This is a genomic window from Lentzea sp. NBRC 105346, from assembly GCF_030269605.1.
In the GTDB taxonomy this organism is placed as follows: Bacteria; Actinomycetota; Actinomycetes; order Mycobacteriales; family Pseudonocardiaceae; genus Lentzea.
The window spans coordinates 59,883-83,881 of sequence record NZ_BSTQ01000014.1 but is presented as its reverse complement, the minus strand read 5'-3'; the positions used below and the strand labels follow the sequence as shown (position 1 = coordinate 83,881).

Genomic DNA, 23,999 nt, shown 5'->3' with positions numbered 1-23,999 from the left:
CTGGATGCGACCGGGGCGTCCCAACACACTCGTCGGCGAGGGGGAATGGATGACGAGCGACATGGTGCGGATCAGCACGGCGATCGACGAGCTGACCAGAGCCGAGGAGGAGCTGCGGCCGCGGACGGCGTCCGGCACGTCCGGCAACGGCGGCGTCCACGCCGTGGTGAGCGGGACCGGCGAGCTGCTGAGCCTGCGGATCGCCGACGGCGCGCTGCGGCAGCGCGGTCATGTGCTGCGCCAGGTCGAGCGCGATCTGGTGGAGGCGATCGGCGTGGCCCGCACGGCCCTGGCCCGGCTGCCCGGCGACGAACCTGCGAGACGTGCCGCGGACCCCGACGACGAGGAGTACTTCGACAGGATGAACAGCCGTGGCGTCCTCGAGTGAGCTCGAGAACCTCGTCGCCGACCTGAACCACAAGTACCGGGCGCACAAGTCCCGCGTCGAGGCCCTCGGCAGACAGCGGTTCACCGTCGAGATCGAACGCTACGGCTCGGTCACCATCACGCCCTCCGGGCAGGTCGTCGGCGTTCAGCTGAACGACGACGTGCGGTTCCTCAGCGAACGCGCGCTCGCGGACAAGATCGTGGCCGCCGTGCGCGAAGCCGAACACCGCGTCCGCGACGCGGTCGAACAACAACGCAGGGCATTCCAGGAATCGATGCGATGACAAGCGGTTTCATCAACCCCGACAACCCGGCGCAGCGCAAGGCTCGCGAACGCGCCCACAACGCCGGCACCTACCACGTGGTGCCCAGACAGCTGTATCTCACCGCCAACGGCCTGCAGGACGCGGCGATCGAGATCCGGCAGACGAAACAAGGGCTCTCCCGCACGTTCCTCAACAACTACGGGATGGGCATCCTCGGCGAGGAGTCGGGTGCGCGCGGCAGCTACAACGACAGCGTGACCCAGGTGCTCGACCACCTCGACAAGCTGGTCCAGGCCGCCGAGGACGCCGCGGTGATCATGCAGTCGGTCGCTCAGCACTACGTCAACGCCGACGACGAGCAGTACCGGCAGTTCGGGCACATCGACGCCCAACGCGAGGCTCCGCGGGGCGCGCCGCTACCCCGTCCCAACCCGAAAGCCGACTACTGAGGATCCCATGGACACCGTGCCCTATCCGCAGGAACAGGACGGCGAGATCCGCAAGTGGTCGAGCATTCTGGGCCTCAGCGAACCCGTCGCCACGCTCGACCGGATCCGCCAGATGATCGTCGGTGACGTCACGTCCCTGGACCGGTACGCCGAGGTGTGGGCACCCACATCGATCCGAACTCTGTCCGATGTGGACGAAATGCTCACGAAACAGGCGAGCGACGTCGACAACTACTGGACCGGCGACGCCGCCTCGGGCTACCAGGACTGGCTGACCAAGTACAAGGGCGGCGTCGGCCAGTTCAAGGAGACGTTCGGCAAGGCACAGGTGGCCCTGTCCGAGTGCGCGAGCAACATCACGAACAGCTACGGGGAGCTCATCAAGCTGATCACCCGGATCGCGGCCGAGCTCACCAACACCTGGGCCGTCATCGAGTCGAACATCACCGACATCATCGTCGGCGGCCTGGCCGGTGCCGACGGCGCGGCCGCGGCGGCGGCCGGCGCCATCAAGAAGGAGATGTACCGGCTGCTGGGCGTTTTCCTCACCGAGGCGGGTCAGCTGATCGCCACGTGCATGGACAAGCTCCGGGAGTTCAAGAAGACCATGGACACGCTGGCCACCGAGGTGGCGAAGATCGAGGACGTGGTGCCGATGCAGACCCGCGTGGGGAACACCGGCGACTGGAAGGTCCGTCCGCGTCAGTCGTGAGCCCGGCATCGGTCGGCCGAGTACAGGTGGCTGTCCGGGAAGTCGTGCGCGGTCAGCACCTTCCCGACGACGATCACCGCGGTCCGCTTGATCCCGGCGGCGTTCACCTGCGAGGCGATGTCCGCGAGCGTCCCGCGCAGGATCACCTCGTCCGCACGGCTGGCGTACGCGACCACGGCCACCGGGCAGTCAGCGCCGTAGTTCGGGATCAGCTCCTCCACGACCGACGCGATCCGCTGCACGGCCAGGTGCAGCACCATCGTCGATCGCGACGCGCCCAGCGTGCCGAGATCCTCACCCGGCGGCATGGGCGTGGCGCGCTGCGAGGTCCGCGTCAGCACGACGGTCTGCCCGACACCGGGCACGGTCAGTTCGCGTTTCAACGACGCCGCGGCCGCCGCGAAAGCGGGCACGCCGGGCGTCACGTCGTAGGGAATCCCCAGGGCTTCCAGCCGACGCATCTGCTCGGCCATCGCACTGAACACCGACGGGTCGCCGGAGTGCAGCCGCGCCACGTCGTGCCCCGCCGAATGGGCCGTGACGATCTCCGCAAGGATCTCGTCCAACGTGAGCGACGCCGTGTCGACGAGCCGCGCACCCGCGGGACACCAGGTCAGCACCTCGGCGGGCACCAGCGCGCCCGCGTACAGGCACACCGGCGAAGACGCGATGATGTCGCGCCCCCGCACCGTGATCAGGTCGGCGGCACCCGGTCCGGCGCCGATGAAGTGGACCGTCACTTGACCACGCTCCAAGTCGTCACGGGCATCGCCGTCCGCCACCCGGTGAACCCACCGACCGGCGAGCCGCGCGACACCGAGATCCGGGTCAGCTCACCGCCGAGCTTCGCGTACCACGCGGCGACCACGGCTTCGGACTCCAGCGTCACGGCGTTCACCACCAGCCGTCCGCCGGAGGACAAGGCTTCCCAACAGGTTTCCACCACACCCGGCACGGTCACGCCGCCACCGATGAACACCGCGTCCGGCGTTTCCAGTCCCGCCAACGCCTCCGGTGCGCGTCCGATGTGGACAACGACACCGGGCACACCCAAGGCGGCGGCGTTCGTAGTGATCCGGGCGGCCCGTTCGGCGTGCTGTTCGATGGTGATCGCCCGGCACGACGGGTGCGTGCGGGCCCACTCGATCGCGATCGAGCCCGCTCCCCCGCCGACGTCCCACAGCAACTGGCCGGGCAGTGGCGCGAGCGCCGACAGGGACACGGCGCGGATCTCACGTTTGGTGAGCTGACCGTCGTGCTCGAACACCTCGTCCGGCAGACCGGGGACCCGTGGCAGGCCGGTACCCCGGTAGTCGATCGCGATGACGTTCAACGGGTCGACGGGGGCACCGGTCCACGGGCCGACGCGTTCCGCCGGACCGCCGAGCTGTTCGAGCACGGTGATCTCACCCGCCAGCGCCGCCACCTCGGCCGGGTCGCCGCCGAGCACCAGAATCCTGCGGCCCGGCTGCAGAGCCGCGCGCAGGAGGTCGGCCGGGCGGCCGACCAGCGAGACGACCTCGACGTCGTTCAAGGCCCACCCGAGGCGGGCACAGGCGAGCGACACCGACGACGGATGCGGAATCACCCGCACCCGGTCGGGGCCGACCAACCGGACCAAAGTGGACCCGATGCCATGGAACATGGGATCGCCGCTGGCCAGCACACAAGCATCCGGATACCGCTCCAGCAACGAAGGCAGCGCGGGCAGCAACGGTGAGGGCCACTCCACGCGGACGAAGTCGCCCGGCACCAGGTCGAGCTGTCGCCGCGCCCCCATCAGCACGCGGTGAGCGGACACCGCCTGCTGGGCCAGAGGTGACAGGCCGGCCCACCCGTCCGCCCCGATGCCGACGACCAGCAGCTCAGACGGTGCCGAGGACACGCTGCACCTTGATCTCGATGACCACGCGGGTGGGGTTCACCCGAGGCGTCCGGTACCGGGCCGCGTACCGGGCCTCTGCCGAGCGCACGGCACCCGGTTCGTCCGTCACGATCGCGGGCCCCTCCAGGGTCGACCACCGGCGACCGTCCACCTGGCACACCGACGCGTACCCGGACGCCCGCACGTTGCGCACCTTCGACGACGAGGCGTCGGTGATGATGCGCGCGACCCCGTCCACCTGGTCGAGCGTCACGCCGACGGGCACGACGTGCGGCGTCCCGTCCGGACGCAGCGTGGTCAGGGTGCACAGATGCCGTTCCGTCCAGAACGAGCCGAACTCGGGGCCGCGATCGATCACGCGGACGAGTCTCGCACCTCGTTGAGGTAGTTGTAGATCGTGTAGCGCGTCACGTCCAACACACCCGCGAGGTGGTCGACCGAGTCACGGATCAGGAAGAACCCCGCCTCGTCCAGCACCCGCACCACCTGCGACTTGTGCACCTTCTTCATCAACGGCACCGGCACGCCCACGTCGGCGATCGCCTTCTCGACGAGCACCCGTTGCAGCGTGTCGACGTCCTGCGGGAACGACTCGACGGGCTCGGACACCGAGTGCTCGGCGAGCCGGTTCACGCAGAGACACCCCACCGCTACACCGGCGGAGTCGCGCACGAACACCGTCGAGGAGCGGATCGCCCGGCCGTCCGGCGCGTAGGTCTCGTAGTCGGTCAGGTCCTGGGTGGTGCCGCGGCGGACGAGGCCGAGCAGCAGGTCGGTCATCGGGCCGTCGACCTCACGGCCGGTCAGCGCCCCGGCGATCGCGACGATCGAGTTCGGCAGGCGCGACAGGTCGTGCAGCACGACCTCGGTGCCCGGTCCCAACGCCGCGGCCAGCGAGTTCACCGTCGGGATCAACGCCGACAGCGCGCCCGAGACCGCTGGTTTCGGGACGAGCGAGCGCAACGCCGTGCGCACGCGTTCCAGGGTCGCCACGGTCGTCGACGCGTGGGGCGACAGGCGGACGTGTTCCGGCCGGACGGTGGCGGTCACGCCCTCGTCGGCCAGCGCGGTGCCGACCAGAGACGACGACACGCCGGGGATGGAGAACGTGAAGATGCCGGAGCCGCCGAGTGACTCGACGACGCCGCCGCACGACCGGACAATCTCGCCCAGCTCCCCCACGTGCTCCGCGATCCGCGACTCCAGCGCGGGCACGCCCGCCAGTTCGACGAGCTCCAGGGCCTGCGCGAAGGCCGCGGAGGCGATCGGCGAGAGGTTCGTGATCGACCACGACGCGGCGTCCGGCGCCGCGGCGTGCACGGAGTTGTCGAACAGACCGGCGTCGACCGCGCCCGTCCACCCGGACAACGTGGGCGTGAGGCGTTCCAGAGCGCGGTCGGACAGCACGACGAACCCGGTGGACCAGCCGCCGCGCAGCCACTTCTGACCGCCGACGACCAGTACGTCGGCCACGTCCCACGGCTCGTCGACCACGCCGAAGCCCTGGATGCCGTCCACGATCAGCAGCCGGTCACCGACCGCCTCGCGCAGTGCCGCCAGGTCCGCGCGGTAGCCGGTGCGGAAGTCGACGGCGGACACCGAGAGCGCGGTCACCGCGGGGGTCAACGCCGAACGCACCACGTCCGCCGTCACCGGGCCCGCGGGCAGCCGGACGGACGGCAGGCCCGCGCGCACCCACGGGTAGGTGTTCGAGGGGAACTCGCCGACCGAGTACATGACCGTGCCGGTCAGGCCCAGCGCGGCCTGGAAGAGGCCGGTGCTGGTGTTCGGTGTCAGCACCACGTGGTCGGTGTCGGTCGCGCACAGTCGCGCCACCGCCGCCTTGACCCGCTGCTCCTCGCGCATCAGAGTGTCCACAGTGGACGGACCGGCGAGCGAGGCCTGTTCCAGCAGCCGGGCGGTGGTCGAGACGACGGCGTGCGACGGCGGGCCGAAGCGGGCGAAGTCCAGGTATCCCTCGGGTTCGCGGAACTGGCCGAGGTAGGACGGTGGGATCAACTCAGAACACCTTTGCGAGGAACTGTCGGGTGCGCGGCTGCTGTGGATTGTCCAACACCTGCTCGGGCGGCCCGGACTCGACGATCGCGCCGTCCACCATGAACACCACCTGGTCCGCGACCGAGCGGGCGAACCCGACCTCGTGTGTCACCACGATCATGGTCATCCCCTCGCGGGCGAGCGACACCATCACGTCGAGCACCTCGCCGACCAGCTCGGGGTCGAGCGCGGACGTCGGTTCGTCGAACAGCATCAGCTTGGGCTTCATCGCGAGCGAACGCGCGATCGCGACGCGTTGCTGCTGGCCGCCGGAGAGTTGGCGCGGGTACGCCGACGCCTTCTCGGCCAGCCCCACGCGTTCCAGCAACGCCAGCGCGTCCGCACGCGCCTTGGCGACCGGAACACCGAGCACCTGCACCGGTCCCTCGACGATGTTCTCCAGCGCCGTGCGGTGCGGGAACAGGTTGAACCGCTGGAACACCATGCCGATGTGCCGTCGCTGCGCGGCGACGTCCTTCTCGCGCAGCTCGTGGAGCTTGCCGTTGTGCTGCCGGAACCCGACGGGCACGCCGTCGACCCAGATGCGGCCGGAGTCGATCGTCTCCAGGTGGTTCACGCACCTCAGGAACGTGCTCTTCCCCGCGCCGGACGGACCGAGCATGCACACCACCTGCCCCTGCTCGACCGTCAGGTCGACGCCGCGCAGCACCTCGGTGTGCCCGAACGACTTGCGGACACCGATCGCCTCAACCACGGCCATAACGTCGCTCCAGGTAGTGCTGTCCGACGGACGCGATGCTGACCAGCACCATGTACCAGGCGGCCGCGGCGAGCAGGGTCTCCATCACCTCGAGGTTGCGCGACGCGATGTTGTTCGCCGCGTGCACCAGCTCCAGGAACCCGATCACCGAGGCCATCGAGGTGCCCTTGAGCATGTTGATGAAGTTGTTGCCCGTCGGCGGGATGATCACGCGCATGGCCTGCGGCAGCACCACGCGCCGCAGGGTCAGCGACGGCGTCATGCCGATCGACTTCGCCGCCTCCACCTGGCCGGGGTCGACGCTGGTCAGGCCGGCGCGGACGATCTCGGCCATGTAGGCGCTCTCGTTGAGCCCGAGGCCGAGCAGGGCCGCGACGAACGCCGTGACCAGCACGTTCGTCTTCGCCTCGAACAGCATCGGGATCGAGATGTGCTCGAACACCAGCGCGAGGTTGAACCACACGAGGATCTGCAGCAGCACCGGCAGCCCGCGGAACAGCCAGATGTAGCCGACCGCGAACCAGCGGGCCACCGGGTTGGCCGACAGCCGCATCAGCGCGATGACCACACCGAGCACGATCGCGCCCGCCTGCGCGCAGACGGCGAGCACGATCGTGTTGAGCAGGCCCTCCAGCATCGTCTCGTGCAGGAAGAACTCCGGGACGTCCGCCCAGATGATCTTCGCGTCGACGAAGGCGGCGAACAGGCCGCCGAGCACCGCGACGATCGCCGCCGCGCCGACCCAGCGGCCCCAGTGCCGCAGCGGGACGACCTCCAGGTCACTACTTGCCATTGACCGTGGCCTTCTTGATCGCACCCTGCTCGACGTCCCAGTTCTTCATGATCTTGCCGTACGTGCCGTCGTCGATCAGCGCCTGCAACGCGGCCGCGATCGCGTCCCTGAGCTGGGCGTTGTCCTTGTTGACGCCGATGCCGTACGGGCCGCCGTTGATCGGCGCACCGGGCACGACCTCGAAGTACTTGCCGTCACCCGCGGTCTTCGCCAGGTACACGGCGGTCGGCAGGTCGTTGAGGATCGCGGCGACACGGCCGGTGCGCAGCTGGGTCTGGTTGCCGGTGTCGTTGTCCGTGACGGTCAACGTGACCTCGCCCTTGCCGGCCGCGGTGCACTTGCCGCTCTGCTCCTTGGCGAACGCCTCCTGGCTGGTGCCGAGGTTGACCGCGACGCTCTTGCCGCACAGGTCGTCCGGGCCCTTGACGCCCGACGGGTTGCCCTTCTGCACCATGATCGTGATGCCGGACGTGAAGTAGTCGACGAAGTCGATCTTCTGCTGGCGTTCCGCGGTGTCGTTCATCGCGGCCATCGTGATGTCGATGCGCCCGGACTGCAGTGACGTGATCAGCGAGCTGAACGCCATGTCCGAGTAGTCGGTCTTCAGGCCGAGCTTGCCCGCGATCGCGTTCGCCAGGTCGACCTCGGACCCCATCGGGGTCCGGCCGTCCTTGTCGTAGAAGTTGTTCGGCGGGTTCTGGATGTTCGACCCGACCCGCAGCTTGCCGGTCGATGCGATGGCGGGCGGCACCTTGGCCGCGAGCGCGTCGTCCTTGGCGACGACCTGAGCCGGTGCCGACGTGGGCGCGGCGGAGTTCTCCTGCTTCGAGCCGCAGGCGACGAGCAGTGACGCCGCGGCGAGCACGGTCGCGATGAGCGAGCGGGGCTGCATGGCGCGGACGCTACAACAGGACGTTGAAGGAGTCCACAAAAAGTTGAACCGACCCCCTACGGCAGCCCCTACCCCCTCCCTAACTTCGCCTTGAAAGCTTTTTCAGTCAACACGGGTTGTCGCACATCGCGGCCGATGCAGAAATGGAGAAAACCGCCAAACGAGAAGGGGAAGTAGGCGATGGCGATGCCCACACCCTCCGCGCACTCCTGTCCTGACACCGATGTGCTGGTCGTGGGCCACGGGCCAGTAGGACAGGTGCTCGGCACACTTCTCGCACAACGGGGCTGGCTCACCACCGTCGTCGACCCGACACCACGCTCCACCAGCATTCCGAGAGTGGTCGGGTTCGATGCGGAGACGATGCGCGTGCTCACCACCGCAGGATTAGGACAAAAGTTGCGGCAAATTGGTGTACCCGGCACCAGTCTTGAATTCGAGAATGAAACCCTGCGATTCTCCAGGCAGAAGTGCTGGCCGGAGTTGACGATGTTGCACCAGGGCGCGCTGGAAGCCGCGCTCGCCGACCGCGCCACGCGGCTGCCGAACCTCAACGTGCTGCGCGGGGTCGACGCGACACTGCTGGTGGACCGCGGGCTGCACGCCGAGGTCGTCGCGGGCGGCGACGTGGTCACGTCGTCCTGGGTCGTCGGGTGCGACGGGATGCACAGCTTCCACCACGAGGCCAGCCGCTGGCGGTCCGGCCGGATCCTGCTGGTCGGGGACGCGATGCAGCCGGTGTCGGTGTTCGGCGGGCCCGGTCTGTGCGGCGGCATCCGGGACGCCGCGAACCTCGCGTGGAAGCTCGACCTGGTGTTACGTGGCCGGGCGGGCGAGACGCTGCTGGACAGCTACGCGCTCGAACGCCAGACCCCGCGCCGGCTCTCCGCCGGGGTGCTGCACCGGAGCGAGGGCCGCCGATGCAGCCACACCGGGCACCTGTTGCCGCAGGCCAGCGTCGCGAGCACCGACGAGCGCGGCCCGTTCGACGACGTCGTCGGGCGCGGATTCGTGCTCGTGTCGACCGAGGAACCGCGCCGGGTGCTGAGCGACCGGCTGCGCGCGTTCCTCGAGGACATCGACGCGCACATGGTGCAGTTGCTACCAGCGGGGACACCGCTCGACACGGTGGGCGAAGACGCGGTCGTGGACGTCGACGACGTGTATCTGCCGTACTTCGCGGCGGCCGGCGAGATCGGCGCACTCGTTCGTCCCGACTTCTACCTGTTCGGCACCGCACACGATCCGCACGATCTCGCCGAACTGGTGGATGACCTCCGTGAACAGCTATTCCACAACAGATTCCGGCCGCGTCCGATCGAGTGAACTCGGATACCCGTTCGAACCCGCGGTCGGTGATTGTCCGTGCGCAACTGCGTGACCTTGATCGGACGAGCGGACCAACTTGCCCAACTTGACCGCATGCTGGCGGACAGCCTTTCCGGAAACGGCCGGGTCGCTCTCGTGAGCGGCCCGGTCGGTTGCGGAAAGACCGAGTTGATTCACATCTTTGCGGAGATAGCGTCAAAGGCGGGCGTTCGGTTTCTCAAGGCCACCTGCGCACCGGCCGAGCGGTTGCTCCCGTTCGGGGTCATCGGCCAGCTCCTCCCCTCCGCACCAGGGCGGATGGCCCGGCTCGTCGCCAGCGGGCTCTCCGTGATCGATCCGCGCGTGCCCGAGCACGTGATGATGTTGAACGACGTGTGCCACGCCTTCACCGACCTCGCCGCCGAGGGACCGCTGCTCGTTGGCGTGGACGACCTCCAGCACGCCGACGCCCCGTCGTTGGACTGCCTGCTGTTCCTGGCTCGCCGCATCGGGACGGCCCGGATCCTGCTGGTGCTCTCGGAGAACGACCGGCCGCGGTCGCCGTTCCACGGCGAGCTGCTGCGGGAACGACATTGCCGGCGGGTCCGCCTCGGCACGCTGACGCGCCGCGAGATCGGCGTCCTGTCCGGCGCGCTCGGCGAGGACCTGCACCGGTTGAGCGGCGGAAACCCGTTGCTGGCCCACGCGTTGCTGGAAGATCACGCGGCGACCGGCGGGCTCACCGGGCCCGCGTTCCGTGAGGTCCTGCTGGCGTGCCTGCAACGCGCCGATCCCGGAGTCGCGGCGCTCGCCGCCGGGCTCGCCGTGCTCGGCGAGGACACCTCCCCAGCGCTGCTCGGCCGGTTGACCGGCGTGGACGTGCCGTACCTGTTGCGCGGCATGGAGAACGCGGGCCTGTTGTGCGACGGCTGGTTCCGGCACCCGGCCGCGGCGTCGGTGATCCGCGACGACCTGCCCCAGCGCGACCTCGGCGAGCTGCACCTGCGGGCCGCGCGGCTGCTGCACGACCAGGGCGCCCCCGCGGTCGACGTGGCCCGGCACCTGGCCGCCGCAGACCGTCCGCTCGCCGCGTGGGCGGCGCCAGTGCTGCACGACGCGGCCGAACACGCGCTGCGTGAGGGTGACGTCGACGAGGCCGTGCGGCACCTCGAACGGGCCGTGCGCACGGGCGCGGACGACCGGCGGCGCGCCGCGACCCGGTCGCGGCTGGCCAGGGTGGAGTGGCGCACCAGCCCGGCGACCGCGGCGCGGCACTTCCCGGCGCTGCTCACCGCCTCTCGTGAGGGGTTGCTGGGGTGCTGGGACAACGTTTCGTTGCTGCGGCAGCTGTTGTGGCACGGCCGGCTCGACGAAGCGGAAGAAGCACTCGAACGGGTTCGTGCGTCCGGGTCACTTCCGCGGACGGTCGAGCTGTGGCTGGCCACCTGCTACCCGCGGCTGGCCGAGGACGGTTGTCCTTTGGATACACCGAGCACGCTGACCGCCGACCCGTGGGCGCGCGCGACGACCGCGCTGGCGCAGGTGCTCACCGGGCGCTGCAGCGGCGAGGCGGTCGTGACGGCCGAGCAGATCCTGCAGGGCGCACGGGCCAACGGCGTGTCCGACTACCGCGTCGCCGCCCTGCTGGCCCTGGTCTACGCCGACCACCTCGACACCGCGGCCACGTGGTGCGACCGCCTGCTCGCCGCGGCGTCGGGCCGGCGCGCGGAGACGTTGCTCGCCCTGCTGGCCGGCACCCGCGCCGAGATCTCGCTGCGGCAGGGCGACCTGCGCGACGCCGCCCAGCGCGCCGACACGGCACTCGGGCTGCTGGCCCACCAGGGCTGGGGCACCAACCTCGGCTTTCCCCTGTCCTGCGCCCTGCAGGCCGCGACGTTGTCGGGCCGCCTCGACGACGCGGCCCGCCTGGTCGAACTGCCGGTCCCGGAAGCGATGTTCGAAACCCGCGCGGGCGTCCACTACCTCTACGCGCGCGGCCAGCACCACCTCGCCACCGGCCGCCACCACGCCGCGCTCGCCGACTTCCTGGTGATCGGCGAGCTGGTCACGTCGTGGCGGCTCGACGCGCCCGCGTTCGTGCCGTGGCGCACCGGCGCGGCGGAGGCGTGGCTGCGCCAGTGCTCGCCGGAACGGGCCCGGTTTTTGGCCGAGGAACAGCTGTCGCTGACCCCCGACGGCCGCGCCCGCGGCATCGCGCTGCGCATCCTCGCGGCGTGCGAGGAACCCCCGCGCCGGCTGGCGCTGCTGGCCGAGGCCACCGAGGTGCTGGAACGCTGCGGCGACCGGTACGAGCTGGCCAAGGCGCTGGGCGAGCTGTCGCGGGCCCAGCACGCCCTCGGCGACCAGCGCCGGGCCCGCATGGTCCTGCGCCGCGCCTGGCACGTCGCCCGCGAGTGCGACGCCCTGCCGTTGTGCCGCGAACTCCTCCCCGACGAACACCCGCACTCGCCGTGCCACACGGACGCGCTCTCCGGGGCCGAACGCCGGGTCGCCGCGCTCGCCGCGACCGGCCACACCAACCGGGAGATCGCGGACAAGCTGTTCATCACGCCCAGCACCGTCGAACAGCACCTCACGCGCGTGTATCGCAAGCTCAACGTGAAGGATCGCACCGATCTTCCGACCGACATGGCTTCGAGCGCGTGACTCCGGGGAATTCCTTCCGGAGGCTGTGCGTTGGACCGGACAGCCCCAAACGTGAAGGAGTGCAGATGGCCACGGTCGAGCTGACCACGGAGAACTTCGACGAGGTGGTCGGCGGGTCCGGCATCGTCCTGGTCGACTTCTGGGCGTCGTGGTGCGGTCCGTGCCGTGCGTTCGCGCCCGTCTTCGAGGACGCGTCGGAGCAGCACGAGGACCTGGTGTTCGGCAAGGTCGACACCGAGGACCAGCAGCAGCTCGCGGCGGCCTTCGGCATCCGCTCGATCCCCACGCTGATGATCGTGCGCGAGGGTGTTGTGCTCTACTCGCAGCCTGGTGCGTTGCCCGCGCCCGCGCTGGAGGATCTGATCAAGCAGGCCCGTGACGTGGACATGACTGAGGTCCACGAAAAGGTCAAGCAGGCCCAAGAGGCCCAGTAACCAAAGGTTCAGGGGCACCCCTCGGGAGACCAGGGGGTGCCCCTGCGCTGTTTCGGGCTAGCGAACGTGACGTTCGGGGACATAGATGTCCATGAACGTCACGTTCGCTAGCCCCCGGCCGGGCTGAGTAAACGTCGGCTACCGGGGGTAGCCGGTGAACATGGACAACGAACCGTCGACCGCGCAGCTCGTCAGCCGGCTGTCCGAGCAGGTCAGTCACCTCGTCCGCGACGAGATGCGGCTCGCCTCCGCCGAGCTGCGCGACAAGGGCAAACACGCGGGCGTCGGCGCAGGTCTCTTCGGCGGTGCCGGCGTCTTCGCGTGGTGGGGCGGCCTCAGCGTGGTCGCCGGACTCATTCTGCTGCTGGCCCAGGTGCTGGAACCGTGGGCCGCGGCGTTCATCATCGCCGCCGCACTCCTGGTCATCGCCGGGATCCTCGCGTTGATCGGGCGCGCCCAGATCAAGCGGGGCGTGCCGCCGGTGCCGGAGCAGGCGATGGCGAGCGTGAAACAGGACATCGCCACGATCCGCGAGGGAGCACACCGATGACGACACCGGAGAACGAGCTCCGCGAGGACATCGAACGGACCCGCCGGGAGCTCGGCGAGACGGTCGAGGCACTGACGCACAAGCTGGACGTGCCCGGCCGCGTCAAGGACAAGGCGCACGAGACGACCGTCCGGCTCACGGAAGCCACCGACCACGCCGTGCAGGCGCTGCCGGTGCCCGTCGCGAAGCAAGTGGAGAAGGCGCGCAGGCATCCGGCGACCGTCGGGGCGATCCTCGCCGCGCTCGTCGCACTTCTCTGGATCTATTCCAGGAGGACTCGATGACGAAGCTGTTGTACCGACCGCTTGGTCTGTTGTTCGGCGCACTCGGCGGCCTTGTCGCGTCCGCCCTTTTCGGGCAGGTGTGGAAATTCATAACCGGTGAAAAAGAAGCGCCGAGCGCCACGATGCGTAACCGCCGCTGGAGCGAGGTGCTGTTCGCCGCGACGTTGCAGGGAGCGATATTCGGCCTGGTCAAGGCCGCGATTGATCGTGGTGGGGCCAAGGGTTTCAACAAGTTGACAGGCGAGTGGCCGGGCGACGAGGAGGATTGAGTCCGGGGCGGACGGCGGCCAAACGAGACGCAAAGGTACACACCAATCGTTTCGCGACATACGCTGCTCTCACCGACGTCCGGGAGGCCAGTGATGACGCGTCAACTGAACGCTCGCGCGCTGTCCTCGAGATTCGAGCCGCTTTCCGTCACCGTTCCCGGCGCATTGGGTGTCGTCAACTACACGAACACGACTTTCAACCCCGATTCGCGCGGCGGCCACGCGGTGCTCAACGTGCACCTGGTCGACGACGCCGCGAGCGGGTTCGCGGAGGTGTGGACCAGTCCCCGGCTGGTGGAGTCCGGTGAACACAAGGCGATCGCGTACTCCCACGACGGCGAGTACCTGTTCTGCGCCGGGCGCATCCCGCCCTGCACCGAGCACACCTACGCCGGGCGCCTCGCCTTCCGCGCCGCGCTGGAGCTCGCCGGCACGCTCGGCTACCACCACGTGTTCCGGATGTGGAACTTCCTCGAGGACCTGACGCCCCGCACGTACCAGGAGTTCCTGCTCGGCCAGGCCGAGGCGTTCGCCAAGCGGCCCGTCACGTGGAGCGGGCTGCCGACCGCGACCGCGATCAAGTCACGCGGTGGTGGCACGGCGTTCCACCTGCTCGCGTGCCGCACCGGTGTGCCGGTCACGATCATCGCGCCGACCGGGGCGCGCGGCACGTTCCTGCACGACCGGTTGTACTTCTCGGCCTCGTCGCTGGACGACGTCGAGCACCTCATCAGCAAGGCGAACCTCGCCGACTGGGGCATCGACCGCGGGTACGAGCTGAGCGACCTGACGTCGTTGAAGGTCTATGTGCGCCACCCCGGGCTGATGGCCTCGGTGCAGTACGACTGCGAGTCGCGGCTGCTCGCCGAGACCGACGTCGCATATCTCCACGCAGGACTGCTGCATTCCAACCGGACGGCTGAGTTCGAAGGTGTGGCCGGTTGAAAGTGCAACTAATGTGGTGCCATGCCACAGCCAGAGGGTGCTGACCTCGACGCCATCCGGGCCCGCCGCGCCGAGCTCAAGGACAAGTACTTGAAGCCCCGCGCCGACCGGCCCGCGACGCCGGTCCGGGGCGTGCACCACCTCGCGCTGATCTGCCGCGACGTGGAGCAGACCATCCGGTTCTACCACGAGTTCCTCGGCTTCCCGCTGGTCGAGCTGGTGGAGAACCGCGACTACCAGGGTTCCAGCCACTTCTTCTTCGACATCGGCAACCGGAACCTGCTGGGGTTCTTCGACTTCCCCGGCCACGACCACCCCGACTTCACCGAGACGATCGGCGCCGTGCAGCACCTCGCGCTGTCGGTAACGCCCGAGAGTTTCGCCGAGATCAAGAAGAAGTTGGACGAAGCGGGCATCGACTACCTGGGCCCCGATCGGGGCGTCGAGGACAGCCTGTACATCCGCGACCCCAACGGTGTAGGTGTTGAGTTCTACCGCGAGGAGCTCGGGGTGTTCGAAGGCGAGCACCTGACCAACTGAACGGAGTCGCACGTGGCGCAGGAGGTCAAGGGCGTCATCGCCCGTGGCAAGGGGCAGCCGGTCGAGCTCACCACGGTGGTCGTGCCGGATCCCGGGCCGGGCGAGGCCGTGGTGAAGATCCAGGCCTGCGGGGTCTGCCACACCGACCTCCACTACCGCGAGGGCGGCATCAACGACGAGTTCCCCTTCCTGCTGGGCCACGAGGCCGCGGGCGTCGTCGAGTCCGTCGGTGCCGGCGTGACCGACCTGGCCCCCGGTGACTTCGTGGTGCTGAACTGGCGCGCCGTGTGCGGCTCCTGCCGCGCGTGCCGTCGCGGCAAGCCCTGGTACTGCTTCTCGACGTTCAACGCCGCGCAGCCGATGACGTTGCAGGACGGCACGAAACTCTCCCCCGCGCTGGGAATCGGCGCGTTCGCCGAGAAGACGCTGGTCCACTCGGGACAGTGCACGAAGGTCGACCCGGCCGCGCGCGCGGCCGCGGTCGGCCTGCTCGGCTGCGGCGTCATGGCGGGCGTCGGCGCCGCGATCAACACCGGTGGCGTGGCGCGCGGCGACTCCGTGGCCGTGATCGGCTGCGGCGGCGTGGGTGACGGCGCCATCGCGGGCGCCCGGATCGTCGGCGCCTCGAAGATCATCGCGGTGGACACCGACCCGCGGAAGCTGGAGTGGGCCAAGGGTTTCGGCGCGACGCACACGATCAACGCGCGTGAGGGTGACGTCGTCGAGGCCATCCAGGAGCTGACCGACGGCTTCGGCGCGGACGTCGTGATCGACGCGGTCGGCCGCCCGGAGACCTGGAAGCAGGCCTTCTACGCCCGCGACCTCGCGGGCACGGTCGTGCTCGTCGGCGTGCCGACTCCGGACATGAAGCTGGAGATGCCGCTGATCGACTTCTTCAGCCGCGGCGGCTCTTTGAAGTCGTCCTGGTACGGCGACTGCCTGCCCACGCGCGACTTCCCGATGCTCGTCGACCTGTACCGGCAGGGCCGGTTCGACCTCGACGCGTTCGTCAGCGAGGAGATCGCGCTGGAAGGGGTCGAGGCGGCGTTCGAGAAGATGCACCACGGCGACGTGCTGCGGTCCGTAGTGGTCTTCTGATGAGAGTGGATCACACCGTCACGTCCGGCACGTTCTCGCTGGACGGCGAGACCTTCGACGTGGACAACAACGTCTGGGTGCTCGGCGACGACCACGAGTGCGTCGTGATCGACGCGCCGCACTCGGTCGCCGCGATCCTCGAGGTGGTCGGCGACCGCCGGGTCGTCGCCATCCTGGCCACCCACGCGCACGACGACCACGTGCGCGTGGCGCCGGCGTTGTCCGACGCGACCGGGGCGCCGATCCTGCTGCACCCCGACGACCTCGTGCTGTGGACGATGACGCATCCCGGCGAGCAGCCGGGTGAACTGTCCGACGGCCAGGTCATCCCGGTGGGGTCGACCGAGGTCCACGTGCTGCACACGCCGGGCCACGCACCCGGCGCGTGCTGTTTCCACGTGCCCGAGATGGGGATCGTGTTCACCGGCGACACCCTGTTCCAGGGCGGACCGGGCGCGACCGGACGGTCGTACTCCGACCGCTCGACGATCGAGAAGTCGATCAAGGAGCGCCTGTTCACGCTCCCCCACGACACCATCGTCCACACCGGACACGGCCCGAGCACGACGATCGGCGCCGAGCTCTTCTAGAACGACCGTTAAGGCCACCTTCACTGCGCAGGACGCAGCAAAGGTGGCCTTAACGGCACTAGATCGGCTGGTAGCCGGAGGGGCGGGTGGTCAGGAGGCCCTCGCCGTGGGACAGGGCGGGGAGTTGCTGGTCGAATCCGTGCACGCGCGCGGTTGGAAGGGTGCCGCCTAGCTCGGCCCGGTCGCCGCAGATGGCCGACTCGGTGACCAGGGCGCCCAGCTCGACCAGGCGGGACAGGGTCGCGCTGACCGCGTCGGCGGGCAGTTCCAGCTCGAAACCGCTGACCGGCTCGAGCACCTCCGTGCCCGCCTGCCGCAGTGCCTTGCGCAGGACGAGCGGGGTGACGCCGCGGAAGTCGCCGGCCACGGTGACCGGACTCGAGTAGCCGGTCCGCGTCACCGTGACCGCGACGTCCACGACCTCCCAGCCGGACAGACCCCGTGCCAGAGCGGCTTCGACGGTCTCCTCGATCGCCTTGTGGAACGCCAGCGGCAACGAGCCCAGCTCGACCTCCAGGCCGAACGTCAGCCCGGAGCCCGGCACACCGGGCGAGACACGCAGGCCGAGCGTGGCGCAGAACGGGTTGTGGCCGTCGCCGATCTCCCACACCGACTCGCCGGTGCCGACCGGCCGCTCGACGCAGACGGTCTGCGTGCCGCTGAACTCCACCGCGATGCCGTGCTGGTCGGTGAGCGTCTCCTGCAGCACCTCCTTCTGCACCTCGCCGTAGAGGCGCACGGTGATCCGGCGGGTCTCGTCCTGCCGCACGGTGATCAGCGGATCCTGCTCGGCAAGCTCCTGCAGTGCCGCGAACAACGCCGGCGCGTCAGTGGTTCTCACCGGGCGCACCACCGTTTCCAGAGCGGGCGGTGGGAAGTGAGCGGTGTCGGCGGGCTGGTCGCGCACACCGATGTGGTCACCGATCCGGATCTCCTCAGTCCCGTGACCTTGGCGATCTGCCCGGCCGACGCGCGCGCCTCGACGGTGTCCACGCCGTGGTGGAAGACGCGCACCGCGGTCACCTTCGCGGTGACGCCGTGCACCTCGACCTGGTCACGTGCTCCGATCTCACCCGAGAACACCCGCACGTAGGCGATCTTCTCGCGAGCGGGACCGCGCTCGATCTTGAACACGCTCGCGCACAGCTCGTTCGTGTTCTCCCTTGTGCCACCGAGGAAATCGCTCAGGCCGGCGGCCAGTTCGGCGACGCCGTCACCGGTCCGCGCGGAGCCGAAGAACACCGGTGAGACGACGCCGCGGCGGGTCTGCCGCACCAGTTCGGCACGGCAGTCCGCCGCGTCGTCCAGGTACGCCGCGAGGAACTCATCGTCGTGTTCGGCGAGCAGTTCGGCGGACGGTTCGACCGGCCTGCTCCGCGCGGCCGCGGTACCGATGTCGTCGACGTCCGACAGGGGTACGCACGCCACGCCGAGCCGGTCGGCCAGCTCGGTGAATAGCCCGTCGTACCGGGCGCCCGCCCGATCGATCTTGTTCGCGAACAGCACGACCGGGATGCGTTCACGCGCCAGGGCACGCATCAGCACCCGCGTCTGCGCCTGCACGCCCTCGACGGCCGAGACGACCAGCACCACGCCGTCGAGCACGCGCAGGGCGCGTTCGACCTCGGAGATGAAGTCGGGGTGGCCGGGGGTGTCGATGAGGTTGATCCGCGTGTCGCCGACGACGAACGACACGACGGCCGACCGGATGGTGATGCCGCGCCGGCGTTCGGTCGCCAGCGAGTCGGTCTGGGTGTCGCCGGTGTCGACCCGGCCGACCCGGTCTATCACCCCGGCGTGGTGCAGCAGCTGCTCGGTGAGGCTGGTCTTACCCGCGTCTACGTGCGCGAGAATGCCGATGTTCAAGTGTTCCAAGGGAGAACGGCTCCAGGGCTGTCAAGAGGTCCACAGGGCTGGGGAACTCGACAGCGCACCTCACACCGTTCTCCTTTCGCGTTTTCCCGGATGCTAGCGGCGCCGCGCTCGGGCGACGACCGAATTAGAACCGCGGCGGCCGCTTCTCCAGGAACGCGGTCACGCCCTCCGCGTAGTCCGCACTATGAGCCGCCTCCGCGTAGAGCGCCTCCACGGCCAGGTCCTCGTGCCCGCCGTCGGTGATCCGGTTGACGATCTCCTTGGCCCCGCGCACGGACACCTGCGCGCGCGACGCGATCGTCTCGGCCAGCTCCTTCACCCGCCCGTCCAGCTCGGCCGGCGGGTGCACCTCGTTCACCAGCCCGATCCGCAGCGCGGTCGCCGCGTCGATCAGGTCCGCGCTGAACAGGATCTGCTTGGCCCACGCCGGTCCCACGACGTCGACCAGCTGCTTGGTGGACGTGAAGTTGTAGACGATCCCGAGCTTCGCGGGCGTGATCCCGAACCGCGCGTCGTCCGCCGCGAGCCGCAGGTCGCACGCGAGCGCGATCTCGCAGCCGCCGCCGACGCAGAACCCGTGCACCGCCGCGATCGTCGGCTTCCCCAGCTCGGCGATGGCCCGCTCCCCCGCGTGCACGGCCGCGCCGTACTTCGCCGCGCCCTCCGCGCCGCGCCGCAACGTGGAGAACTCGGCGATGTCGGCGCCCGCCGAGAAGTGGTCGCCGCCACGGATCACCAGGACGCGCACGGAGTCGTCCTGCGCCACGGCGTCCATCAGGCCCGGCAGCGCGGACCACATCTCGTGGCTCATCGCGTTGCGCTTGGCCGGCCGGTTGATCGTCACGGTCGCGACCGGGCCCGCGGTCGTCAGTTCGAGGAACTCGCTCACGGCGAACACGCTAACGCCCGACCGGCGTGGCCGGGGTCAACAAGAGACCGATCTCAAATGGGCCTCGGGCAGGCCACCTGCTTGTAAAGTTCTTTTACGAACCTGTGAAGGGAGCCGTGCGTGACCGGGCCGAGGAGCGGTGCGTCGACGTTGCGGACCTTCGCGGTGCGGCTGCGCAACAGCGCGCCGGTGTCGGCGCGGATCCTGTCCGAGCTCGCCGGCGAGATCGACCGCGGCGGCCCGGTGGCCGACCTGCTGTGCTCGCATCACGCCGTGCACAGCCCGTTGTTCGGCATCCAGGCGCTGGCCGGCGTGCGGCTGCTGATGCTCAACGGCAAGGCTCCCGAGCTCACCGACCGCTTCAACGCCGCGCACGCCGCCGCCATGTCCGGTGAGGGCGACAGCACGTCACTGCTGGCGTGGCTCGCCGCGCGCCGCGCGATCGTGGACAACCCAGGCGACATCCTCGCCGCGCTCGACCGGACCGTGCAGCAGCACCAGCCGAAGACCGCCGGGTTCCTGCTGCGCGGCCTGACCATGCTGGGCGCGCCCCGCATCCGGTTGCTGGAGCTCGGCGCGTGCGCGGGGCTCAACCTGATCCTCGACCGGTACCGCTGGTTCGGGCTCGGCTGGGAGTGGGGCGACATCGCCTCACCCGTGCGCCTGGCCGCCGTCGGACCGCGCCCGCACCAGCTGGAGATCATCGAACGGGCGGGCTGCGACCTGCAGCCGCGCGACCCGAAGGACCCGCGGCACGCGATGATCCTGCGCAGCTTCATTCCGCCCGAACACGACGCGCTGCGCTGGGACCTCGACGACGCCATCGCGCTCGCCGCGAAGGTCGGCGTGCCGGTGCAGTGCTCCCCGGCGGGCCGCTGGTTGCGGGAGATGCTCGTCCCGCCGGAGAACCCGGCGACGCTCACGGTCGTCTGGCACAGCTCGTTCTGGAACTACCTGACCGACTCCGAACGCGACGAGATCGAGACCACGCTGACAGCCGCGGCCGGTTCGATGCCGCTGGCCCGGATCGCCTACGAGCCAGTGGACTGGCGAACCAACCCGCGGCTGTCAGTCACGGTCTACGCCTGAACGGGTTTTCCGTTCACGGTCACGTTGGTGAACTTCAGCCCGTCGACGTTCTTCACGGTGTTGGACGTGCTGCCGACACCGGTGAACTTGCAGTTGCTCAGCGCCAGCCCCTTGACGTGCGAGTTGGACAGCCCGCTGACGTCCAGCACCTTCGAAGCCTTGGTACAGCTGGAGTTCGACAGCGTGAACGGCCCGAACTTCGGCACGTAGTTGCCGGTCTGGCTGTTGTAGGTCGTCGTGACGTAGATGATCGACCGCTCGAACACCCCGGACACGCTGTCCAGGTTGATGTTCTCGGAGAACCCGCCGCGCTTGGTGTTCGACTTGACGTAGAGCGCGAACTTCGTGGCACCGACGCAGTTCAGCTTGTACGCGTAGACGTTGCGGATGCCGCCGGTCTGCTCGGAGCCGCACGTGATGGCGCCCCAGTTGCCGTTCATCCGGCAGTTGACCACGACGAGGTTCTGGCACGGCACGTTGATCCGCCGCCCGTCCTCGTCGCGCCCGGACTTGATCGCCACGTTGTCGTCGTGTGCGCCGAGGTCCGAGTTGGAGATGACGACGTGGTCGCACGACTCGGGGTCGCACGCGTCGGTGTTGGACGACGCCGTCGACGGGTCGGTGTGCACGTCGTCGACCGTGACGTTCTTGCACAGCGTGGGGTGGATCTGCCAGAACTTCGGGTTCTTCAGCGTGATGCCCTGGATCAGCACGGTGTCGCAGCTGTACGGCTCGACGAACGTGGACCGCATCTGCGCGTTGCCCGGCACGACCCGCTGCTGCGGCGGCTTGGACACCTGACCTTCCAGCCACTTCCGGTCGCTGCCCTTGTTCCAGCTGCCGGTCGCGCCCGCGTCGAGGGTGCCCTTGCCGGTGATCGCGATGTTGGTCTGCTTGTACGCGTAGACCATCGGCGAGCGGTTCATGCACTCGATGCCCTCGTACCGCGTCAGCACGACCGGGAACTTCGAGGCGTCGCCGGAGAACTTGAGCACCGCGCCGGCCTCGAGGTGGAAGTCGACGTTGCTCAGCAGGTGCACCGCACCCGTCACGTAGGTGCCCGACGGCACGATCACGTGTCCGCCGCCCGCCTCGTTGCACGCGCCGATGGCCTTGCGGAACGCGTCGGTGTTGTCGGTCTTCCCGTCGTTCTTCGCGCCGTACTGCATGACGTTGAAGTTCTTGTCCGGGAACGACGGGAGCTTCGTGTTCTTGACGATCTCGTTGGCTTCCGGCCACGGCAGCGTCGGCACCGCCTGGACGCGTGCCTTGGGTACGGCGACGGCCGCCTGCGCGAGCAGCGGGGTCCCGACCGCCGCGACCAGGGTTGACTTCAGCAACAGCCGCCGGTTGATCCTGCCGTCCATGGACGTTCCTCTTCCGCAGTGAAGGAAAACGTGGGCGGCGGCGGGTTTGTGAGCTGTGTTACAGAAAAGACCGTAAACGTTTTCGCTGTCCTCGTCCAGGGCGGCTACGAGATCTTCAGCGAACGCGCCATCTCGCGGAAGGCCGGCACCTGGTCGGGGTACTTCACCGGGTCGGAGGTCCCGGCGATCATGATGCACCCGTCGTCCTTGAACAGGACCATCAGGTAGCTCCCGCCACCGGTGACCTCGTATCCGTTCAATGCCGCCAGGTCCACCATCGTCACCTTGTCCACCACCGGCTTCGAGGCGAGCTTCTGGAACCGGTCGACGGCGAAGCTCTCGAACGCAGGCGTGTACACCTTGTCGTCGGTCGTGGTGACGACCAGTTCGGGCACTCCCGGACCGGGCTTGCCGCCCAGCGTGAACACCAGCCCGCCGGCCCGTTGGTACCCCGCTGCCGGGGTGATGTCGAGGCCGCGACCGCCGGGATCCGCATCGGCTTTCCACACGACGTCGAGAAGCAGAGCCCGCAGGTCGTCGACCGAGACCGGGTCGTTCGGCTCGAGCGTCCCCTTCATCAGCACCGTGTAGTCGTCCACCGCCACGGAGACGGAGACGAACGAGGTGTTGTCCTGGGTCCGGCGTCCGCTCGCCGCGACCGCCGGGCTGCCCGCCACGGTCAGCCGCTGCGTCTCCCGGACCTCCAGGCCGTACCGCGGGGCGTTGACGCTGTCGTACTCGGACGCCGCGCCGTCGATCCGCACGTCGGGCGGCATCCCGAGGGCGCGCACCATGCTGACCAGCACGTTCGTCCGGGTGCCTGGCCTGGTCAGGCCGGGCAGGTTCTCGTCGACCTGCATGCCCGCGGGCACCTCTAGGAACACCTTGGTGCGCGGAATCTGCTGCCGCGGGCCATGAACGGGTGCACCGGGCTCCGCGGTACACCCGCCCACAGCCAGAAGCGCGCACAGCACAAGAACTCTGGATCCCCCCATGAGGCGGATCCTAGAGATCACCGATAGGCGTTGCGGGTGTATTGCAGGCTGAAGGTGCCCTTGTTCGAGAAGTAGGTGTTGATCAGCAACGCCGGGTCGGTCGCCATGTACCCGCGCAGGATCGACCCGTCGTTCTGGTCGTCCCAGCCCCACGCCGTGTTCGCCGCGTTGTCCTTGCCGTTGTCGCCGCGGAACGTGCCGAACGACGCGTAGGTCTCGGAGTTGTTGCGCCGCGCCCACAATCCGCCGGTGGCGAAGGTGTTCACGAGCCGGTACCCGACCGAGCGGTCGTTGCCCGACGAAGGCACCTCGCCGACCCCGGTCGGGAAGTACACGACGCCATCACCACCCGGGAAGGTCACCGTGTCCCAGTTGTAGAGCCCGTGCCCCTTGGCCTCCTGCCGCGTGGCGGGGTGGCCGTCGACGAGCGCCAGCGTGCCGTCGACGTTCTCCTGACCGCCCGTGTACGGCGACCCGGCCGGCACGTAGGAGTAGAAGTCGTTGTGCGCCACGGTGACCGCGGCCTCGAGCTTGCCGAACGCCGAGCCGTCCCGGCGCACGGCGAAGAGCACGCCCTCCATGTCGTTCTCGTGCGTGTACTGGCCGAACGGGTCGGGGAAGTCCTCCCAGTCGCGCGGGTGGTAGAAGCTGTAGACGAGGAACCAGTGCGTGGACGTCTCCACCACGGAGTAGTAGGCGGCACCCGTTAACCGGGAGAGCGGCCCGGATTCGGACTCCCAGTTGTTGAGCGCGTTCCAGTCGCCGTCGAAGTCCACTGTGGACAGATAGTCGGCGTCGTAGTCGGACGAGTCGGTGTCCTGCATGTGCACCGGAGCCCAGTGCGCGGCGAGCTCGGCATCCGTGGCGGCCGAGGCCGGCGGCGCCACTAGCACGGTGGTAACGACAGCGGCGAGTACCGCGTGAACAATTTTCATA

General features: G+C 69.1%; 28 protein-coding genes. 15 read left to right on the top strand and 13 right to left on the bottom strand.

The window, feature by feature from the left end; translation table 11 throughout:
* Positions 1 to 49: 49 nt before the first annotated feature.
* Genes QSK35_RS27625 through QSK35_RS27610 form a run of 4 tightly spaced genes read left to right on the top strand, consistent with a single transcriptional unit; the run spans position 50 to position 1,814 of the window.
* Positions 50 to 388: a YbaB/EbfC family nucleoid-associated protein gene (locus tag QSK35_RS27625; protein WP_285750449.1), complete on the top strand. Its 339-nt coding sequence runs from the start codon at positions 50 to 52 to the stop codon at positions 386 to 388.
* Positions 372 to 671 (top strand): YbaB/EbfC family nucleoid-associated protein, encoded by a 300-nt coding sequence (locus QSK35_RS27620; RefSeq protein WP_285750448.1) that lies wholly within the window; start codon positions 372 to 374, stop codon positions 669 to 671. Before QSK35_RS27625 ends, QSK35_RS27620 begins: the two co-directional genes overlap by 17 nt.
* Complete coding sequence (locus tag QSK35_RS27615) at positions 668 to 1,102, top strand: hypothetical protein (RefSeq protein ID WP_285750447.1); 435 nt, start codon at positions 668 to 670, stop codon at positions 1,100 to 1,102. Before QSK35_RS27620 ends, QSK35_RS27615 begins: the two co-directional genes overlap by 4 nt.
* A gap of 7 nt (positions 1,103 to 1,109) precedes the next feature.
* Positions 1,110 to 1,814 carry a hypothetical protein gene (locus tag QSK35_RS27610; RefSeq protein WP_285750446.1) on the top strand — a complete coding sequence of 235 codons (705 nt, stop codon included), beginning with the start codon at positions 1,110 to 1,112 and terminating at the stop codon, positions 1,812 to 1,814.
* Here the strand turns inward: QSK35_RS27610 and cobM are convergent.
* From cobM to QSK35_RS27575, 7 genes are read right to left on the bottom strand one after another with little or no spacing between them, the layout of a single operon-like run.
* Positions 1,805 to 2,554 carry a precorrin-4 C(11)-methyltransferase gene (gene cobM / locus QSK35_RS27605; protein ID WP_285750445.1) on the bottom strand — a complete coding sequence of 250 codons (750 nt, stop codon included), beginning with the start codon at positions 2,552 to 2,554 and terminating at the stop codon, positions 1,805 to 1,807. The two genes, QSK35_RS27610 and cobM, sit on opposite strands and share 10 nt — an antisense overlap.
* Positions 2,551 to 3,699 (bottom strand): precorrin-6y C5,15-methyltransferase (decarboxylating) subunit CbiE, encoded by a 1,149-nt coding sequence (gene cbiE / locus QSK35_RS27600; protein ID WP_285750444.1) that lies wholly within the window; start codon positions 3,697 to 3,699, stop codon positions 2,551 to 2,553. Before cbiE ends, cobM begins: the two co-directional genes overlap by 4 nt.
* Positions 3,680 to 4,057, bottom strand: coding sequence for a PPOX class F420-dependent oxidoreductase (locus tag QSK35_RS27595; protein WP_285750443.1), 378 nt, complete (start codon positions 4,055 to 4,057; stop codon positions 3,680 to 3,682). Before QSK35_RS27595 ends, cbiE begins: the two co-directional genes overlap by 20 nt.
* Positions 4,054 to 5,718: an aminotransferase class V-fold PLP-dependent enzyme gene (locus QSK35_RS27590; protein WP_285750442.1), complete on the bottom strand. Its 1,665-nt coding sequence runs from the start codon at positions 5,716 to 5,718 to the stop codon at positions 4,054 to 4,056. The genes QSK35_RS27595 and QSK35_RS27590 overlap by 4 nt, the downstream gene beginning before the upstream one ends.
* 1 nt (position 5,719) lies before the next feature.
* A complete protein-coding gene (locus QSK35_RS27585) occupies positions 5,720 to 6,478 on the bottom strand; it encodes an amino acid ABC transporter ATP-binding protein (protein WP_285750441.1) in 759 nt (252 codons plus the stop codon).
* Complete coding sequence (locus QSK35_RS27580) at positions 6,465 to 7,271, bottom strand: amino acid ABC transporter permease (protein WP_285750440.1); 807 nt, start codon at positions 7,269 to 7,271, stop codon at positions 6,465 to 6,467. Before QSK35_RS27580 ends, QSK35_RS27585 begins: the two co-directional genes overlap by 14 nt.
* Positions 7,261 to 8,163 carry an ABC transporter substrate-binding protein gene (locus tag QSK35_RS27575; RefSeq protein ID WP_285750439.1) on the bottom strand — a complete coding sequence of 301 codons (903 nt, stop codon included), beginning with the start codon at positions 8,161 to 8,163 and terminating at the stop codon, positions 7,261 to 7,263. The genes QSK35_RS27580 and QSK35_RS27575 overlap by 11 nt, the downstream gene beginning before the upstream one ends.
* A 180-nt stretch (positions 8,164 to 8,343) precedes the next feature.
* Here QSK35_RS27575 and QSK35_RS27570 point away from each other — a divergent pair, with 180 nt between their 5' ends.
* The 10 genes from QSK35_RS27570 (at position 8,344) to QSK35_RS27525 (ending at position 16,848) form a co-directional block, all read left to right on the top strand.
* Entirely contained in the window at positions 8,344 to 9,489 is a 1,146-nt protein-coding gene (locus QSK35_RS27570; RefSeq protein WP_352244153.1) for an FAD-dependent monooxygenase, read from the top strand.
* A gap of 39 nt (positions 9,490 to 9,528) precedes the next feature.
* Positions 9,529 to 12,138: a helix-turn-helix transcriptional regulator gene (locus QSK35_RS27565; protein ID WP_352244152.1), complete on the top strand. Its 2,610-nt coding sequence runs from the start codon at positions 9,529 to 9,531 to the stop codon at positions 12,136 to 12,138.
* Positions 12,139 to 12,203: 65 nt separating this feature from the next.
* Positions 12,204 to 12,572: a thioredoxin gene (gene trxA, locus QSK35_RS27560; RefSeq protein ID WP_285750437.1), complete on the top strand. Its 369-nt coding sequence runs from the start codon at positions 12,204 to 12,206 to the stop codon at positions 12,570 to 12,572.
* 160 nt (positions 12,573 to 12,732) lie between these two features.
* Positions 12,733 to 13,122 carry a phage holin family protein gene (locus QSK35_RS27555; RefSeq protein WP_285750436.1) on the top strand — a complete coding sequence of 130 codons (390 nt, stop codon included), beginning with the start codon at positions 12,733 to 12,735 and terminating at the stop codon, positions 13,120 to 13,122.
* The gene (locus QSK35_RS27550; protein WP_285750435.1) at positions 13,119 to 13,406 is read left to right on the top strand and encodes a DUF3618 domain-containing protein; all 288 of its coding nucleotides are present in this window, start codon (positions 13,119 to 13,121) and stop codon (positions 13,404 to 13,406) included. The genes QSK35_RS27555 and QSK35_RS27550 overlap by 4 nt, the downstream gene beginning before the upstream one ends.
* Complete coding sequence (locus QSK35_RS27545) at positions 13,403 to 13,675, top strand: DUF4235 domain-containing protein (RefSeq protein ID WP_285750434.1); 273 nt, start codon at positions 13,403 to 13,405, stop codon at positions 13,673 to 13,675. The genes QSK35_RS27550 and QSK35_RS27545 overlap by 4 nt, the downstream gene beginning before the upstream one ends.
* Before the next feature lie 93 nt (positions 13,676 to 13,768).
* Positions 13,769 to 14,620 (top strand): chorismate transformation FkbO/Hyg5 family protein, encoded by an 852-nt coding sequence (locus tag QSK35_RS27540; protein WP_285750433.1) that lies wholly within the window; start codon positions 13,769 to 13,771, stop codon positions 14,618 to 14,620.
* Positions 14,621 to 14,641: 21 nt separating this feature from the next.
* Entirely contained in the window at positions 14,642 to 15,160 is a 519-nt protein-coding gene (locus tag QSK35_RS27535) for a VOC family protein (protein WP_285750432.1), read from the top strand.
* Positions 15,161 to 15,172: 12 nt separating this feature from the next.
* Complete coding sequence (locus tag QSK35_RS27530; protein ID WP_285750431.1) at positions 15,173 to 16,258, top strand: S-(hydroxymethyl)mycothiol dehydrogenase; 1,086 nt, start codon at positions 15,173 to 15,175, stop codon at positions 16,256 to 16,258.
* Positions 16,258 to 16,848 carry an MBL fold metallo-hydrolase gene (locus tag QSK35_RS27525; protein ID WP_285750430.1) on the top strand — a complete coding sequence of 197 codons (591 nt, stop codon included), beginning with the start codon at positions 16,258 to 16,260 and terminating at the stop codon, positions 16,846 to 16,848. Before QSK35_RS27530 ends, QSK35_RS27525 begins: the two co-directional genes overlap by 1 nt.
* Positions 16,849 to 16,906: 58 nt before the next feature.
* Here QSK35_RS27525 and QSK35_RS27520 read toward each other — a convergent pair whose 3' ends face one another.
* From QSK35_RS27520 to QSK35_RS27510, 3 genes are all read right to left on the bottom strand, one after another.
* Complete coding sequence (locus tag QSK35_RS27520; protein WP_285750429.1) at positions 16,907 to 17,689, bottom strand: hypothetical protein; 783 nt, start codon at positions 17,687 to 17,689, stop codon at positions 16,907 to 16,909.
* Positions 17,686 to 18,723 carry a GTP-binding protein gene (locus QSK35_RS27515; RefSeq protein ID WP_285750428.1) on the bottom strand — a complete coding sequence of 346 codons (1,038 nt, stop codon included), beginning with the start codon at positions 18,721 to 18,723 and terminating at the stop codon, positions 17,686 to 17,688. Before QSK35_RS27515 ends, QSK35_RS27520 begins: the two co-directional genes overlap by 4 nt.
* Before the next feature lie 124 nt (positions 18,724 to 18,847).
* Positions 18,848 to 19,612 carry an enoyl-CoA hydratase/isomerase family protein gene (locus tag QSK35_RS27510; RefSeq protein ID WP_285750427.1) on the bottom strand — a complete coding sequence of 255 codons (765 nt, stop codon included), beginning with the start codon at positions 19,610 to 19,612 and terminating at the stop codon, positions 18,848 to 18,850.
* A gap of 120 nt (positions 19,613 to 19,732) precedes the next feature.
* Here QSK35_RS27510 and QSK35_RS27505 point away from each other — a divergent pair, with 120 nt between their 5' ends.
* Complete coding sequence (locus QSK35_RS27505; RefSeq protein WP_285750426.1) at positions 19,733 to 20,701, top strand: DUF2332 family protein; 969 nt, start codon at positions 19,733 to 19,735, stop codon at positions 20,699 to 20,701.
* Here the strand turns inward: QSK35_RS27505 and QSK35_RS27500 are convergent.
* The 3 genes from QSK35_RS27500 to QSK35_RS27490 form a co-directional block, all read right to left on the bottom strand.
* Complete coding sequence (locus QSK35_RS27500) at positions 20,692 to 22,068, bottom strand: glycoside hydrolase family 28 protein (protein WP_285750425.1); 1,377 nt, start codon at positions 22,066 to 22,068, stop codon at positions 20,692 to 20,694. The two genes, QSK35_RS27505 and QSK35_RS27500, sit on opposite strands and share 10 nt — an antisense overlap.
* Before the next feature lie 104 nt (positions 22,069 to 22,172).
* Positions 22,173 to 23,063 (bottom strand): hypothetical protein, encoded by an 891-nt coding sequence (locus tag QSK35_RS27495; protein WP_285750424.1) that lies wholly within the window; start codon positions 23,061 to 23,063, stop codon positions 22,173 to 22,175.
* 17 nt (positions 23,064 to 23,080) lie between these two features.
* On the bottom strand, positions 23,081 to 23,998 hold the full coding sequence (locus tag QSK35_RS27490) for a hypothetical protein (protein WP_285750423.1): 918 nt from the start codon (positions 23,996 to 23,998) through the stop codon (positions 23,081 to 23,083).
* Between the last annotated feature and the right edge of the window lies 1 nt (position 23,999).